Below are 14,891 nucleotides of genomic sequence, written 5' to 3'. Positions count from 1 at the left end.
AACCGGGATCATTAAAGAACACTATGCAGAACAGCATCAGCAAATGGCAGATACTTTTTACCGGACTGGCCCTGGCGATAGCAGCTGGGGCGGGCCTGTTAACGCTATTGACTCGCAATACCGCTACGGAACAGGCCGTAGAACAGCCTGCAGCCTTCAGCGCCAACAGCTATAACACTATGAAAACCGATACCTTTGCAGCACTGGTCGCCAGGGTCTATGGGAATGCTGCTACCTTCAAACAGGAAGAGGGTGTACTAGCACTTGAGCTGAAAAAAGAAGGAGAGCAGGCCCGCGATTTTTTCAACGACAACGATGCGCTGCTGAAGTTCCGCCTGAGCCAGCAGGGCTTCGAGCTGCAGTACCAGCAGGGCAGCCCCTCACTGACGGCGCGTTTCAGGATCAATGAACAAAACGGGGTGAACATACCCAACGATGTACTGATCAGACTTACAGACAAAATCACAGGGACCTATCATGTCGATAAACAAAAATAACATTGCCGATTTTATTACTTTCCTGTACCGGAAAAAGAAAGGGCAGGACCCGCCGGCACAATTGACGGAAGGCTGGAAGGCTTTGAGCAACGATGAGATCGCCGAACAGCTCAGCGGGCTGTTCCACTCCTGGGGGCTGAGCGATGAGGACAAGCGCAGCGAGATCAATGCTTTTTTCAAGGATACCTTGTTTGCGCCCAAACCCCAGCAGCCAGCACCCAGGGTAGTACCTGTCGCGGTACCATCCTCCGGGCCATCATACAGCACAGCGCCACCGCTGCTGATGCCGCAGCGGAAAAAACGGAGATGGCCTTTTTTTGCGCTGGGCGCCCTGCTGCTGATACTGGCTTACCTGGGTTACCGGTACCTTGCCTACAGCAGCATGCAGTACCTCTACACCATTACGGATAATGTTCTGGTGCGCGATGAGCATAGCGAGGTCGTAGCCCGTATGGACCTGTATAAGGTCGATGGCGCTGTACCTTCGTACCAGAAACTAAAAGCGGTAGACAAAGAGATCTACTACCGCAGCATCGACAATACCAACAACCAATACCCCTTCCGCAAGGTGCTGCTAAAAGACGGCGGCTTCCTGAGCTACCTCTTCAAAGGAAGCAAGGATATCGGGTATGTGAATACCAATTACGTGGTGGACAATGTAAAAGAGTTTGACCTGTACCAGACCGCTTTCAAAGAGGTAAAGAACAACCGCGCCGAGAATGCGGACCTGAAAGCGCTCTACAGGAAGATTATCATCGGCAGCATGAGCCAGGATGGCAACCTGGAAAACAAATATATTGCGCTGCATACTTCGGGGATACCCAGGGCCGCTGCCGATGCTACTTATGGCATTATCAAGCAACCCATCAAGGAGAATGTCCAGTACCTGATCATTGCCGGCCTGTCCGATGGCTTCTATTACCGCTTTGAAGGCGATATCAAGAACAACGATTACACGGCGCCGCAGCAGGTTATGGTCATCGGTGAGGACAAGGCTGCCAAGCCTTTGAACGGCGCCTACCGGTTTATGAACCGGGACGGTAAGATTATTCTGTACGATTGTGCCACCAATACACCTACTTACTACGAGGCGAAAAAGGATGCCAACGGGCGTATCAGCTCCTTTGAGTATAAGGCCCCTACCCTGCTGGAGCAGATACTGGAGCCCGAGCCTGCAGATACGACACAACAACCCTAAGGTCAAAAGCAAATGAAGAAAGGATTACTCTCCGGAGCAGTCCTTTCTTCATTTGCCCGATCTCGTTTTGCATAAAATACCTGTTCGTCCGCTTTTAGCACCTGTTTGTCGAATACAGTTCCGCCGAACAGAAGGATCCTGATATTTTGATTTTGTGCTATTGTGCAGGAAAGCTGGTACCTTACTTCGTCCAACCGTGTCTATTCCCTGCCCCCTTAAACAACCCTAAATGAAGAAACATTTCCAACTCAGCATGCTGCTGCTAAGCCTGGCGTCGATTGCCGCCCGCGCGCAACAATCATGGATCGTAGGCGGCCAGTCGGTACAGGAAGGCCAGCTGCCCTGGATAGGCGATCTGCGCGAGGCGGGAAGCCATTTCTGTGGCGCTGCCCTTATCGACCCGCAATGGGTGGTGACTGCGGGTCACTGCACCTTTGATCCGTTTACCGGGCTCCCCGCCGATACTGCCGGTATACGGGTACGATTCAATACCATCAACACCAATGGTCCCCTTAACCCCAGCGGAGGCGTTGAAGTCGCGTTTAAGAAGATCTTTTGCCACCAGGGTTTCGCCCCCGGCGGGAACCCTTTCAGTGGAGGCAAGGATATTGCGCTGATCCAGCTGAAACAACCGGTAAGCACCATAACGCCTATTGCCTTACCGGCGCTGGCAGATACTGCTACCGTTTATGCAACAGGGCATCCGGTGAAAATTGCAGGATGGGGTATATCCGATCCGGTTACCCTCAGGAGTCCCGATACGATGAAATTCTGCAATACCAAAGTGTTTGACTTTACGCTCTGCAACACTTTGTATGGCGGCATCAGCAAGCAGGCTTTTTGCGTCGGCTATAAGCTGAGCGAGGAGATCGCAGGCGCTGCGGCAGGCGACAGTGGCGGGCCGGTATGGGTCGAGCAAAGCGGGAATAAAAAGATCATCGGCGTCGTGAGCGGCGGCATGCTGCCTTATACCAGTGCCGATACGCCCGGTGTATATACCAAGGTGGCTGCTTTCCGCCCCTGGATCGACTCGGTGATCAATGCCAATGGCGGCTATACCATGGGGATCGATCCCCGTGGCTGGAAAGAAGAGGATATCCGGATCGGCATTTCAGGGCATACCCTCGGCATTTACTTCGGCAAGATGCAGGCGGCTTCTATCGGCTGTACGGTATTCAATGCGGAGGGCCGCAAGGTTTATCATACCGATATCGCCGCACCTTCGCTATGCAGCTATACCATCGACCTGAGCGGGCTTAGCCGGGGCCTGTACATGATCCGCTTCTATAGTCCGCGTAATGGCCAGTACCTGACCAAGAAAATATATAAAGGCGCTTAGACAATATGAGAAAGCTATCCGGTATGATCATCTGCTGTATCAGCCTGGGCGCCTGTCAAACGGGCCGGCCGGTCCTTACACAAGGCACGGCCGGCCCTTCAGTATATACACGCTGGGTGCTAAAATCACTGGAAGACACCGCGCTGCAGCGGCAATGGCGCAGCACCACGGTCCTCGTTATCGGCAGAGACTCTTTAACGAGCGGACATATCATCTGCAATACCTTCAATGGACATTGTACCATCGACACGGTCGCGTATACGCTGCAGTTCAGCCGGCTCGCATCTACCTGGAAGGCTTGCCGGGAGAGCCGCGCTGAAGCTGCTTACCTGGATATGCTGCGCAGCATAGACCGCTATGAGCAGCAAGGACAACAGCTGTTCCTCTACAGTAAAGGGAAAAAGCAGGCCATATACAACGAGGCCAAAAGACATTGACGGGCCTTACCGGAACCAGGAGCTGTACATCGTGTAGTTGTTGGCGATCCTTTCGATCTCGCCGCTGATCAGCTCGGGACTGATGTTCTTCACTTTTTTGGCCGGCACGCCGGCGTAGATCGTTCCTGCTTCTACTTTGGTGCCTTCAAGCACAACGGCTCCTGCAGCAATAATACTGTTGCTGCCGATCTCCGCATTGTCCATCACGATGGCGCCCATCCCGATCAGCACGTTGTCGGCTACCTTGCAGCCGTGTACAATGGCATTGTGTCCTACAGATACGTTGTTGCCCAGCTCTACTTTGGTTTTCTGGTAAGTTGCGTGGATACAGGCGCCATCCTGGATGTTCACTTTATTACCCATGCGGATGCTGTTCACATCACCACGCACAACAGCATTGAACCAGATACTGCATTCTTCACCCATAACCACATCGCCGACAATGGTGGCGTTGGGCGCGATAAAGCAAGAGCCGGGAATTTCGGGAGAGATACCTTTTACAGGAAGAATAACGGGCATAAGCGTAGTATTAATCTTTTAAAATCTTTGCAGTGCATTACCGGGAAGGGTAAAGGCATCCCGGCTTTGCTCCGGGTTGTCAGGCGTACCATGCCTTATACCAGGAACCTTGCCTGCGGCCGCTGCAGCTGCTGCCAGCAAGATCACTACCAGGCATAGCTTTTTCATGATCGTGTTTCAGACATTTGTTTAGTAAAAGTCCTGTTCCCTGCGGGCAATGTTCCAGCGCAGTCCGCCATAAAAGGAGGTTGCGCTGGGATACAGCGCCTGCCCATCGTCGCCATTCCGTCTCAGGTAGGCCGCGCCGGCCTCCAGGAATATATTGGGCCTTATTTCGTAAGCCGCGTTGAAATTAAGATAGATCCCTTTCATCTGCTGGCTGTTTCCCATCAATCCGTAGCCCTCATCCTGGATACGGGTATCGTAGCGGGCAAAAATATCGTTGCCGGTATTGATCCCGCCAGCGCCGTTGTCGATACCCTTCATCGTATAGATTCCTTTGGCGGACAGGTAAAGGTTGACAATCGGCTGGTAACGTATGGTACCGATAAACTCGGCAAAGCCTGCTCCATAAGGATGAGCCAGCGGCTGGTTGTAATGCGTGTAACCGGAAATGCTGTCATTGGAAGCATAGGTAAAGGGGCGCACCAGGTTGACTTCTCCCTGCAGGTCCAGATTGGCCAGAGTAAAGGCATCGAAATATTTGCCGCCCAGCTGAACACCGAATTGATTGGTCCAGGAGCCATTACCCAGCTTACCCATTTGCAGTTGATCAAAGTAACCTTGCCCGTAAAACTGGAGGTGATTTAAAGCAATTGCCTTAAAGCTGATACCGATGGAGGTTTTCTGATCGGCGCCCAGCGAACGGGCCAGGCTGTTGTAGAAGATGACCGGGATCAGGTACTCCGCGCCAAACCGTTCGGGCTTCGCATAGATGGTCGACTCAAACAGGCCGAGATTAAGCCAGGGGGTTACGTTCATGCTTACCTGGTGGATGCTGGCATACTTCCGGGGCAAGCGCTGATCCGGTCCTCGCGTATAGGCTGGAGTGAGCTCCAGGAACAGGTTCTCGTACTGTAGCCGCCATATTTTGGTCCGCAACCTCAGGAAAGTCGCCGGCGCACCAAAGTCGGAGAGTTGCAGGCTGCGTATGCCATCGCCGGTAAATTGCTTATCGTAACCGAAGGTAACGTTGAAATGATCGTTGAAAGCGCCCACATCAACATAGCCCCTGGCCAGTAGGTAATCGTAAACACCCGAAGATTTGTGGGAATAATAGTCGACGCCCGGGAAAGCCTGGTGACGGGCTTCCCATTGCTCTATATAGCTCAGCGCCTTCTCCTGGTTATCGGCAAGCAGGGTATAAAAGCCGATCCTGTTGAAGATCCGTCCCCTGATCTCTGCACCACGTGTATTGATATATTTTATCCCGTCGACATTACGCTCCTTCATCGCCTGCAGGTACAGCACAGGGTTGACTACCAGGAAAAAATCCCCGGTATTGACATGCACCAGGTCGGGTTGCTTCTGATAAAAATATTTCAGGATGGGCCGTACGGAGGGTAAAGCGCCATCGTCGCCATCGGCCGTCTCCGACCATTCCCCGCTGATGGAGAGGGCCCGCTGGACGTTATAATAGTCGATATCGCTCAGGTTCAACCCCTGGGTGCCGTGGGCCGGCTTCCTTATCTCTTTCAGGAAGTCGACAGCGCCCATGCGGGGTATGGGTTTCAATGTCGAGTAAAAATGATCGGTGAGCATTCCTCCCTTTGTTTCCAGCCTGTCGAGCAGGTTGTATTCCTCGGCATGCAAGGGCAGGTAGGTCGTTTGTGCCGTAGCGGCAAACGAAACAGATACCCATACTAAAGAGAACAGTAAGCTTTTTTTCACAAGTATAATGCGCTTTAGGGTCGGAGGAGCAATCCGGTACAATGGGGTAAAGATAAAAAAGATCGCTAAATATACTCGGGGCAGTACTGGTAAAGGAAGAATAAAAAAGCGATCCTTCCGGATCGCTCAAATACTTATTCTGTTGTTCTGTTTTTAGTTCTTCAGCCAGGCCAGCAGGATATCAGGAGCAACGCCGATCACGATGATCGCGGCGGCAGCCAGACCCAGGAAGAAACGGTCGCCGGTAGTGACTTCTATAGCCAGCTCAGGCTCGCCTTTCTTGAAATACATAGCCATCAGCACCTTGAAATAATAATAAGCGCTTATGGCGGCCATCAGCAGGGCGAAGATCACAAGCCACATCATACCGGTGCCTTGCTCCATCACGGCGGTAAGCACGAAATACTTGGCAAAGAACCCTCCCGTAAGCGGGATACCCGCGAGCGACAGGAGGAATATGGTTGCGGTAAAGGCCAGCAGGGGATGTTTCCTGCCGAGGCCGTTAAAGCCGTCATAGGTATAATCCTTTAGCTTCATCAGCACGGCGAACATACCGATAGTAGCGACACTGTAGGCAACGGCATAGATAATGATCCCTTTGAAGCCGGTAGCATTAACGGCCAGCACAGCAAACAGCATGAAGCCGGCCTGGGCTATGGAAGAATAAGCCAGCATACGCTTTACGCTTTGCTGAAACACCGCGGTAATATTGCCAACGAACAGAGTGAGGGCGGTAACGATGCTCAGCACCAGGGTCCAGTGCTGGCTGATGCCACCGAAGGTTTCGCTGAACAGGCGCAGGAAAGCCACGAATATAGCGGCTTTGACAATGGTGGCCATGATAGCGGTAAACGGAGTGGGCGCGCCGTCGTACACGTCGGGTGTCCAGAAGTGCATGGGTGCAGCCGATACTTTAAACCCGAGCGCTACCATAATGAAGAAGATACCGCCCAACGACATCGCATCGACGTTGTGCTCCATGAAATTGAACTGACTCACATCAAACGTGTGCATAGCGCCGTACAGCAGGGCAATACCCATCAGCAGGATGCCGGTCGAGAAGGCGCCCATAAGGAAATACTTGAGCGAAGCTTCGCTGCTCTTCAGGTTACGCTTGTCGCTGCCGGCCAGGATGTATTGGGGGATAGAAATGATCTCGATGCCGAGGAAAAGGATCAACAGGTTGTTGTACCCCGAAAGGAGATTGGCGCCGCAAAGGATAAAGAAGATGAGCCCATAGTATTCGCCGGTATGTTGCCCTACTTTCTCGATATGCTTTCCACACAGCAATACATACAGCAAAGCGATACCCGTCATCAGTGTATTGAACCAGATGGAGAAAGAGCCGTACTTCAGCATCCCGTTGAACAGGGCTTCGGGGATTTCTCCGTTCATGATGTGCATGAGCTCATAGATATTGACACCGGTGAGCAGGACCAGCAACAAGGTTGCCAGCAGGGTAAACGTCTTCTTCTCTTTTACCGACAATGCGGCAAACATCATGATTACGCCGAAAACTGCAGATGCTATAAGTGGTTTCATATTTAACCCGCTCCTGAAGGAGCTTTTGTACTAAATAATTTTATTGTATAAGCCTTGCGGCTGTACCGCCCTGTTTGAATGACTATCCTATAATACCGAACAGCAGCCTGGGATACACACCCAGCAATACGATCAGCCCTATGATAATGATCAGTCCGAACAATTCATTTTTGCTGACGTCGCTGACAATGGCAGCTGTTTTGGCTTCGCCATAAGCTACCTTCTGCACCATATTCAAGGTGTACACGGCGCCAAAGATCACACCGAGACCCGCCAGCACCATAAAGGTGATGTGGTAAGGATTTTCGCTCTGGAAGATACCATGGAACAGCATGAACTCACCGATGAAGCCATTGGTCAGCGGCAGGGCGATGTTGGCAAAAGCGATGATCACCAGGGCAATAGCCATGGTCGGCGCCGAGCCGGCCATACCGCCCAATTCGCGCAGGTTGCGGGTGCCGTAGCGTTGCTCGATCATCGATACGATGAGCCACATACCGGTAATATTGATACCGTGGTTGAACATCTGCACGACAAGGCCATTCATCGCGATGCCGCCGGGATCGTTGGCAAAGATGCCAAGGCTCATCAGGCCGATGTGCGCGATAGAAGAATAGGCGATCAGGCGTTTGATATCGCTTTGCACCATAGCCAGCAAAGAGGCGTAGATGATACCGATCACCGACAGGATCATTACCGTATTGGTCCAGTAGGCGGTGCCTTCGGGAAGGATATTGACCAGCCAGTTCACGGTAGCGAACAAGCCCATTTTCACCATCAGCGCGCTCAGCACGATGGTTACCGGTGTTGAAGACTGCTCGTAGGTATCGGGCTGCCAGGTATGAAAAGGGAATACCGGCATTTTGATACCAAAGGCGATAAAGAACAGGCAGAATACGGTGCACTGCTGCAATGCCGGCAGAGAAGCCCCGGTTTGCCTGATGGTTTCCCAATCGAAAGTGCGCCCCGGTGTCTGCAGGTAGAGATAAATGATACCTGCCAGCATAAGCAGGCTGCCCAGGAAAGTATAGACAAAGAATTTAAAGGTAACGGGTATCCTTCTTTCCCCGCCCCAGGTGGAGCAGAGGAAGTAAACGGGGATGAGGGCCAGCTCCCAGAAGAAGTAGAACAGCAGCAGGTCGTGCGCCAGGAATACGCCCATAAGGCCGGCCTGCGACAGCAGCATCAGTCCGTAGAAGCGGTGGGCATCTTCGACTGTTTTATTGAGCTGTGCAATAAAGATGACCGGGAAGACGATAGCCGTAAGCAAGGCCAGTATCACACTCATTCCGTTGCCATACAGGGAGAAGCGGGCGCCGAGGGAGGCGATCCAGGGCATATCGTAGGCCAGCGGCGCCTGGCGGTTCACCAGACAGGCGATAAAAGCGATAGCCAGCGTCATCAGAGAGGAGCCCAGGGCCCAGCTCTTTACCGAGCTGTGTTTCCACGTGAAGCTGATCAGACCTGTTACAAACGGAATTAAGATTAATAGTAATAGTATCATTGCTGTAATTGTACTGTGTTGTTTTCTTTATTTACATTACCCAAAGCTGACATCCGTCCTATATTTCAAGGTTCTCATTCATGCCAACATAGGATTTAATGGCCAGGTTATATATGCTTAACCACGCTCCACATATCTTCGTGGGTTTAATCAGCCTCGTTACCTGCAGTAGCGAAATCACTTTAGTCTCAAAATTATGTCCCATGAGGCCATTTAGGTTATCCTACGATCAATAAACCTACCGCCAGCAAAAGCACTACACCTACTACCATAGCAAAGATATAAGTGCCTACCTGTCCGTTCTGCAGCAGCCGCATGCGGTTGCTGCCCCAACTCACCAGCCGTCCTACACCATTCACGATACCGTCGATACCGCTGCGCTCCGCATATTTATCCAGCACCACGGCAAGGCCTTTCATAGGCTTCACGATCACATTGTCGTATAGCTCGTCCACGTACCATTTATTTTCCAGCACTTTGGCAATACCGGTATTCTCTTTAAAGTCGGGCTTCTTCGTACGGCCATAAGCCAGCAGGATCATCACTACGATAAGGCCTACTGATAATCCCATCAGCATCCATTCGGTTTCGTGCGTTAAATGGTGCACGTCAAAATTCTGTACAACAGGCGCCAGGTATTCATTAAGCAAATGGTGCTCGCTGAACACTTCGGGCAGGCCGACATAGCCGCCCACGACAGCCAGGATCGCCAGCAGCACCAGCGGAATGATCATTGCCGCGGGGCTCTCGTGCAGGTGATGTTCCTGCTCATGGGTACCCCTGAAGCTGCCGGTGAAGGTGTAGAAGTACAGGCGGAACATATAGAAAGCGGTCATCAGCGCGCCGGCAAGACCCAGGTAATAATAAACCGGGTTTTTGGCATAAGCTGCGGCCAGGATCTCATCTTTGGAGAAGAAGCCGGAGAAGCCTGGAATACCGGCAATCGCCAGGCAGCCCAGCAGGAAGGTGATCTGCGTGATGCGCATCTTTTTACCCAGGCCGCCCATAAAGCGCAGATCCTGCTCGCCGCCCATGGCATGGATCACCGAACCGGAACCCAGGAACAAAAGGGCTTTGAAGAAGGCATGTGTCATCACGTGGAATACGGCGCTGGTATAAGCGCCTACGCCCAGGGCCAGGAACATATAGCCCAGCTGGCTCACCGTAGAATAAGCCAGCACCTTTTTAATATCGTATTGCTTGAGCGCGATGCTGGCGGCGAACAGGGCAGTAGCCAGGCCGATAATGGCCACCAGGCTTTGCGCTATGGGCGCCAGGTTGTACACGGCGCTGCTGCGGGCGATCATATAGATACCAGCGGTAACCATCGTTGCCGCGTGAATAAGGGCGGACACCGGTGTGGGACCGGCCATCGCATCGGGCAGCCAGGTGTACAGCGGTATCTGTGCGCTTTTACCCATAGCCCCGATAAAGAAGCAGATTGCGATTGCGTTCATGGTATTTCCGGAAACGCCTTCGGGCAGGCCGGCAATCAGCTTGGGGAACAGCTCGCCGTAGCTCGCGGTGCCAAAGTGATACAGGGTAAGGAACATGCCCACCAGGAAACCCAGGTCACCGATACGATTCATGATAAAGGCCTTCTTGGAAGCATTGGTATAATCTTTCCTTTTGTACCAGAAGCCGATCAGCAGATAAGAAGCCAGACCTACGCCTTCCCAGCCGATGAACATGATCACGTAGTTGGCGCCCAGCACCAGCAGCAGCATGGCGAAGACGAAGAAGTTGAGGTAGGCGAAATATTTGGTAAAGCCCGGATCGTCGTGCATGTACGAGGTAGAGTACACATGGATCAGGAAACCGACACCGGTAATGATCAGCAGGAAAAGGGAAGACAGGGCGTCGACCTGGAAGGCGAAAGGAATATGCAGCGAACCGGAATGAATGAAGTCGAACAGGTGTACTACGCCTCCCGCAGCGGGATTGTTCTTTATCTCAAAGAAAATACCCAGGGATACGGCAAATGAGGCCAGCATGGCGACGCTTGCGAGCAGCCCGGAGATCTTCTTCGGCATGGACTTCCAGAACAGGCCATTGATCAGGAAACCGATGAGCGGGAAAAGCGGAACTAAGTAAACTAAATCTTTCATAAACCAGTACTGGTATACTTATAATAAAAAGGGTAACGAATGTTTATACAAGGCCGGGATACCGTGGATCAATGCTTCAGCCGGTTCAATATGTTGATATCGACCGAGTGCACTTTGCGGTACATCATCACGATTATCGCCAATCCCACGGCAACTTCCGCAGCGGCCACTACCATGATGAAGAACACGAAGACCTGCGCATCGGCGGTGCCCATCATTTTGCTGAAGGCCACCATCAGCAGGTTCACGGCATTCAGCATCAGCTCGATGCACATGAATACGATAATGGCGTTGCGGCGCATGAGCACACCCATCACGCCAATGGAGAACAAAGCCAGGCTGAGGAATAAGTAATGTTGTATCGGCACGTTATGTGAATTTTATTATCGCTTAAACAATAGATCAGGCTTCTGTTCTTGCCTCTTCTTTTTTACCAATGACCATGGCGCCGATCATGGCGCTGAGGAAAAGCACACTGCTTACTTCAAAGGGCAGCACGTATTCTTTGAACAGGACCTGGCCCAGGTTGTGGATCAGCCCGATCTCACCGCTACTGTCGATCTTGCTTTCTTCTGCATGGATACCTGCGGTCTTCAATGCAGCGATCATAACCAGGAACAGGGCGCCTCCGCTCAATACCGCGGCAAACTGTACCAGCCGGCTCTTCTGGGGCTCGGCATCAGCATTCAGGTTCATCAGCATAATCACAAACAGGAACAGCACCATAATGGCGCCGGCATAGACAATAATGTTGACGACAGCCAGGAACTGCGCATTCATCAGCACATAATGGCCGGAGATAGCGAAGAAAGTTGCAATGAGAAAGAGCACGCTCTTTACCGGGTTGCGGCTGAGGATAACGCCCAGGGCGCAAACCAGCGCCATAAGGGACAAAAAGTAGAATAAGATTTCGTGTAAACTCATTTGAGAAATTAAAAAGTAAAACGTAAAAACACGGGAGAAATAATACCCAAATATTTGCTCTTACAACGACCCGCTTTTTGTTTTTGCGTTCTTATTTTGAATTATGGTTATCCTTTACCTGTTTCCGCTCTTTTTTTCAGCTGCTCATCGGTAATGAGCATATCCTCTTTTTTATAGATAAAATAATCGCGCGTGTAATTAGAAGGCATCACGGTTTCGCTCAGGTAAATGGCATCCTTGGGGCAGGCTTCTTCGCAATAGCCGCAGAAGATGCAGCGCAGCATATTGATCTCGTACCGCGCGGCATATTTCTCCTCACGATACAAGTGCTCTTCGCCTTTCTTCCTTTCGGCAGCCTCCATCGTTATGGCCTCAGCGGGGCAGGCCAGGGCGCAAAGGCCACAGGCAGTACATTTTTCACGGCCCTCCTCGTCGCGGTTCAGCACATGCAGGCCGCGGAACACCGGGCTGAAGGGGCGCTTCACCTCGGGATAGCTTACGGTCGCCTTTTTCTTGAATATATGTCCTACGGTAATCTTAAGCCCCTTGGCAATGGCGGGCAGGTAGATCTTTTCGCCGAAGGTCATCGGGCTCCTGTTTACCGCTACCGATCTGTTAGTTAACTGCATATTCACAATGCGATCCCCGGGGGAATCTGTTTTTGAAACTATTTATTAAAAAAGAATAAGATCACGCCACCGGTAATGACCAGGTTGATCAGGGCCAGCGGGATCAGGCCTTTCCAACCCAGGTTCAGCAGCTGGTCGTAACGGAAACGCGGCAGCGTCCAGCGGATGAACATAAAGAACAGGATAAAGCCAACTACTTTGATCATCAGCACGGTGACACAGATAATGGAGAACAGGCCGCCGGGCACTGCTGCCTGCACCTGGTCCATCCAGGGAAAGTTATAGCCGCCAAAGAAAACCGTCGACAATACCGCCGAACTGATGAACATATTGATGTATTCTGCAAAGAGGTAGAGCCCCAGCTTCATGGAAGAGTATTCCTGGTGGTAACCCATGTTCAGCTCGCTTTCACACTCGGGCATATCGAAGGGTGCCCGGTTCAGCTCGGCAAAGGAGCAGACCAGGAAAATAAGAAAGGCCAGGGGTTGCTTGAAAAAGTTCCAGGTAAAATAGCCGTCGCTCCAGAAACCATGCTGCTGACCCACGATTTCGCGCAGAGACAGCGTTTGGGTCACCATCAGCACCGCGATCAGGCTAAGGCCCATAGCCAGCTCATAAGAGATTGACTGTGAAGCCGCGCGGATAGCGCTCAGCAGGGAGAACTTATTGTTGGACGACCAGCCGCCCAGCATAATACCGTACACGCCAAGGCTCACTACACCGAATATGTAAAGGATACCGATATTGATATCGGCTACCTGCAGGGAAACGCTGCGCTCGGTGCCGCCGATAGTCATGGTAAAATCGGGTCCCCAGGGGATCACTGCGCTGGTCATGAGCGCCGTGACCATAAACAGCGCCGGCCCTAGTATGAACAGGGTACGCGTAGAGCGGTCGGGCACGATCTCTTCTTTGAAGAAGAGCTTGCCACCATCGGCCAGGGGCTGCAGCAATCCGAAGATACCTGCCCGTGCCGGTCCGATACGGTCCTGCATGATGGCCGCCACTTTACGTTCGCCCCAGGTGGCGTAAGCCGCTACGCCGAAGGAAGAAAGTATGATCACCAGGATGAGGACCACTTTCTCAATGATGAATATCCAGTCAATTGATAATAAGAGCATGATGGCGCAAAAGTAATAAGATTGTAAAAACCTGTGGTTGAAAACTATTTAAAATCATCGGAATGAGCCGGCCCTTCGATCTGGTCCAAGTGATAGGAGGGCTTATTCACTCCGCTGACATCATGAATATCCAGGGTCAGCTTGGGCGCCTTGCCGATCACCTTATCGATCAGCACCGGTTGTTTCGCAGTACCCACTTTGCCGGCATAATGGCCCTGAGCGATCACGCTGTGGCGGTTTACCTTTGTAGGCCCTTCGATAACCCAGTCTTTCGTTTCTTTTTTCTCAAAGCGGCATTCGTTACAGATCCAGCCGGTTTCGCCGTTGCTGGCATTGGCCACCTCACCCCACTCGTCTTTACGGGCCGTAACACGGAACACTTCTTCGCCGCGCATCCACAACCTTACTTCGCCGCAGCATTTGGGATTGCTGCAGTTGCGATGCGCATCTACAGGCTTGGTAAACCAAACGCGGTTTTTAAAACGGAAGGTCTTATCGGTAAGGGCGCCTACGGGACATACATCGATCACGTTACCGATAAAATCGTTGTCCAGCGCCTTACTGATGCAGGTGCTGATGCGGGCATGATCGCCGCGGTCAAGGATGCCGTGCTCGCGGGTATCGGTAAGCTGGTCGGCCGTAAACACACAACGGAAGCACATGATGCAGCGATTCATGTGCAGCTGGATATAAGGACCGATATCTTCGGGCTCAAACGCACGGCGGTCGTAGTCGTAGCGGGTGCCGGCATTACCATGATCGTAACCGAGGTTTTGCAGATCACATTCACCTGCCTGGTCGCATACAGGGCAATCCAGCGGGTGATTCAGCAGCAGGAACTCGGTAACCCCTTTGCGGGCATCGATCACCTTTTCGGAAGTCATGCTCTTCACCTCCATACCATCCATCACACCGGTGCGGCAGCTGGCTACCAGCTTGGGCATGGGCCTGGGGTCCTTTTCCGAGCCCTTGCTCACCTCTACCAGGCAAGTGCGGCACTTACCGCCGCTGCCCTTCAGCTTGCTGTAGTAGCACATCGTAGGGGGCGCCACATCGCCGCCGATCTTACGCGCAGCCTCCAGGATCGTGGTCCCCATCGGCACCTCGATCGTGATATTGTCTATCGTTACTTTAATATTGTCAGCCATCTTTCTTTATCTCATTTCTCGCAGCGGCGCTGAGT

Annotated in this window: 15 protein-coding genes; 4 read left to right on the top strand and 11 right to left on the bottom strand. The window is 52.1% G+C overall.

Features of this window, described 5'->3' with window-relative positions; genetic code table 11:
* The first annotated feature begins 23 nt into the window (after window positions 1-23).
* The 4 genes from DZC79_RS01620 to DZC79_RS01600 all read left to right on the top strand — a co-directional run bounded on the left by DZC79_RS01620 (window position 24) and on the right by DZC79_RS01600 (window position 3,471).
* The gene (locus DZC79_RS01620; RefSeq protein ID WP_118949792.1) at window positions 24-497 is read left to right on the top strand and encodes a hypothetical protein; all 474 of its coding nucleotides are present in this window, start codon (window positions 24-26) and stop codon (window positions 495-497) included.
* Window positions 478-1,695 (top strand): hypothetical protein, encoded by a 1,218-nt coding sequence (locus DZC79_RS01615; protein ID WP_118949791.1) that lies wholly within the window; start codon window positions 478-480, stop codon window positions 1,693-1,695. Before DZC79_RS01620 ends, DZC79_RS01615 begins: the two co-directional genes overlap by 20 nt.
* 229 nt (window positions 1,696-1,924) lie before the next feature.
* A complete protein-coding gene (locus DZC79_RS01605; protein ID WP_118949789.1) occupies window positions 1,925-3,034 on the top strand; it encodes a trypsin-like serine protease in 1,110 nt (369 codons plus the stop codon).
* A 5-nt stretch (window positions 3,035-3,039) separates the two neighbouring features.
* The gene (locus tag DZC79_RS01600; protein ID WP_118949788.1) at window positions 3,040-3,471 is read left to right on the top strand and encodes an META domain-containing protein; all 432 of its coding nucleotides are present in this window, start codon (window positions 3,040-3,042) and stop codon (window positions 3,469-3,471) included.
* 6 nt (window positions 3,472-3,477) lie between these two features.
* Here DZC79_RS01600 and DZC79_RS01595 read toward each other — a convergent pair whose 3' ends face one another.
* From DZC79_RS01595 to DZC79_RS01550, 11 genes are all read right to left on the bottom strand, one after another.
* Window positions 3,478-3,990, bottom strand: a complete 513-nt coding sequence (locus DZC79_RS01595) for a gamma carbonic anhydrase family protein (protein WP_118949787.1) — start codon at window positions 3,988-3,990, stop codon at window positions 3,478-3,480.
* Between the two features lie 18 nt (window positions 3,991-4,008).
* Window positions 4,009-4,158: a hypothetical protein gene (locus DZC79_RS21040; RefSeq protein WP_157976849.1), complete on the bottom strand. Its 150-nt coding sequence runs from the start codon at window positions 4,156-4,158 to the stop codon at window positions 4,009-4,011.
* A gap of 21 nt (window positions 4,159-4,179) precedes the next feature.
* Complete coding sequence (locus DZC79_RS01590; protein ID WP_157976848.1) at window positions 4,180-5,880, bottom strand: hypothetical protein; 1,701 nt, start codon at window positions 5,878-5,880, stop codon at window positions 4,180-4,182.
* 153 nt (window positions 5,881-6,033) lie between these two features.
* A complete protein-coding gene (locus DZC79_RS01585; protein ID WP_118949785.1) occupies window positions 6,034-7,422 on the bottom strand; it encodes an NADH-quinone oxidoreductase subunit N in 1,389 nt (462 codons plus the stop codon).
* 82 nt (window positions 7,423-7,504) lie between these two features.
* Entirely contained in the window at window positions 7,505-8,926 is a 1,422-nt protein-coding gene (locus DZC79_RS01580; RefSeq protein WP_118949784.1) for a complex I subunit 4 family protein, read from the bottom strand.
* Between the two features lie 218 nt (window positions 8,927-9,144).
* Window positions 9,145-11,034: an NADH-quinone oxidoreductase subunit L gene (gene nuoL / locus DZC79_RS01575; RefSeq protein WP_118949783.1), complete on the bottom strand. Its 1,890-nt coding sequence runs from the start codon at window positions 11,032-11,034 to the stop codon at window positions 9,145-9,147.
* A gap of 68 nt (window positions 11,035-11,102) precedes the next feature.
* Complete coding sequence (gene nuoK, locus DZC79_RS01570) at window positions 11,103-11,402, bottom strand: NADH-quinone oxidoreductase subunit NuoK (RefSeq protein ID WP_118949782.1); 300 nt, start codon at window positions 11,400-11,402, stop codon at window positions 11,103-11,105.
* Window positions 11,403-11,436: 34 nt separating this feature from the next.
* Window positions 11,437-11,958 (bottom strand): NADH-quinone oxidoreductase subunit J family protein, encoded by a 522-nt coding sequence (locus tag DZC79_RS01565; RefSeq protein ID WP_118949781.1) that lies wholly within the window; start codon window positions 11,956-11,958, stop codon window positions 11,437-11,439.
* 107 nt (window positions 11,959-12,065) lie between these two features.
* Window positions 12,066-12,545: an NADH-quinone oxidoreductase subunit NuoI gene (gene nuoI / locus DZC79_RS01560; RefSeq protein ID WP_232831732.1), complete on the bottom strand. Its 480-nt coding sequence runs from the start codon at window positions 12,543-12,545 to the stop codon at window positions 12,066-12,068.
* An 80-nt stretch (window positions 12,546-12,625) separates the two neighbouring features.
* A complete protein-coding gene (gene nuoH / locus DZC79_RS01555) occupies window positions 12,626-13,708 on the bottom strand; it encodes an NADH-quinone oxidoreductase subunit NuoH (protein ID WP_198666727.1) in 1,083 nt (360 codons plus the stop codon).
* Window positions 13,709-13,752: 44 nt separating this feature from the next.
* The gene (locus tag DZC79_RS01550) at window positions 13,753-14,856 is read right to left on the bottom strand and encodes a 2Fe-2S iron-sulfur cluster-binding protein (RefSeq protein ID WP_198666726.1); all 1,104 of its coding nucleotides are present in this window, start codon (window positions 14,854-14,856) and stop codon (window positions 13,753-13,755) included.
* Window positions 14,857-14,891 lie beyond the last annotated feature (35 nt).

Origin of the sequence: Taibaiella helva, from assembly GCF_003545695.1 — a bacterium.
GTDB classification, from domain to species: domain Bacteria; phylum Bacteroidota; class Bacteroidia; order Chitinophagales; family Chitinophagaceae; genus Taibaiella; species Taibaiella helva.
The sequence above is the reverse complement of the archived record's forward strand: the minus strand, read 5'-3'. Positions and strand labels throughout refer to the sequence as shown.

Coding starts and splice junctions, on each gene's coding strand:
- DZC79_RS01620 (WP_118949792.1), top strand. CDS start 24: ATGCAGAACAGCATCAGCAAATGGCAGATACTTTTTACCGGACTGGCC.
- DZC79_RS01615 (WP_118949791.1), top strand. CDS start 478: ATGTCGATAAACAAAAATAACATTGCCGATTTTATTACTTTCCTGTAC.
- DZC79_RS01605 (WP_118949789.1), top strand. CDS start 1,925: ATGAAGAAACATTTCCAACTCAGCATGCTGCTGCTAAGCCTGGCGTCG.
- DZC79_RS01600 (WP_118949788.1), top strand. CDS start 3,040: ATGAGAAAGCTATCCGGTATGATCATCTGCTGTATCAGCCTGGGCGCC.
- DZC79_RS01595 (WP_118949787.1), bottom strand. CDS start 3,990: ATGCCCGTTATTCTTCCTGTAAAAGGTATCTCTCCCGAAATTCCCGGC.
- DZC79_RS21040 (WP_157976849.1), bottom strand. CDS start 4,158: ATGAAAAAGCTATGCCTGGTAGTGATCTTGCTGGCAGCAGCTGCAGCG.
- DZC79_RS01585 (WP_118949785.1), bottom strand. CDS start 7,422: ATGAAACCACTTATAGCATCTGCAGTTTTCGGCGTAATCATGATGTTT.
- DZC79_RS01580 (WP_118949784.1), bottom strand. CDS start 8,926: ATGATACTATTACTATTAATCTTAATTCCGTTTGTAACAGGTCTGATC.
- nuoL (WP_118949783.1), bottom strand. CDS start 11,034: ATGAAAGATTTAGTTTACTTAGTTCCGCTTTTCCCGCTCATCGGTTTC.
- DZC79_RS01565 (WP_118949781.1), bottom strand. CDS start 11,958: ATGAGTTTACACGAAATCTTATTCTACTTTTTGTCCCTTATGGCGCTG.
- nuoI (WP_232831732.1), bottom strand. CDS start 12,545: ATGACCTTCGGCGAAAAGATCTACCTGCCCGCCATTGCCAAGGGGCTT.
- nuoH (WP_198666727.1), bottom strand. CDS start 13,708: ATGCTCTTATTATCAATTGACTGGATATTCATCATTGAGAAAGTGGTC.
- DZC79_RS01550 (WP_198666726.1), bottom strand. CDS start 14,856: ATGGCTGACAATATTAAAGTAACGATAGACAATATCACGATCGAGGTG.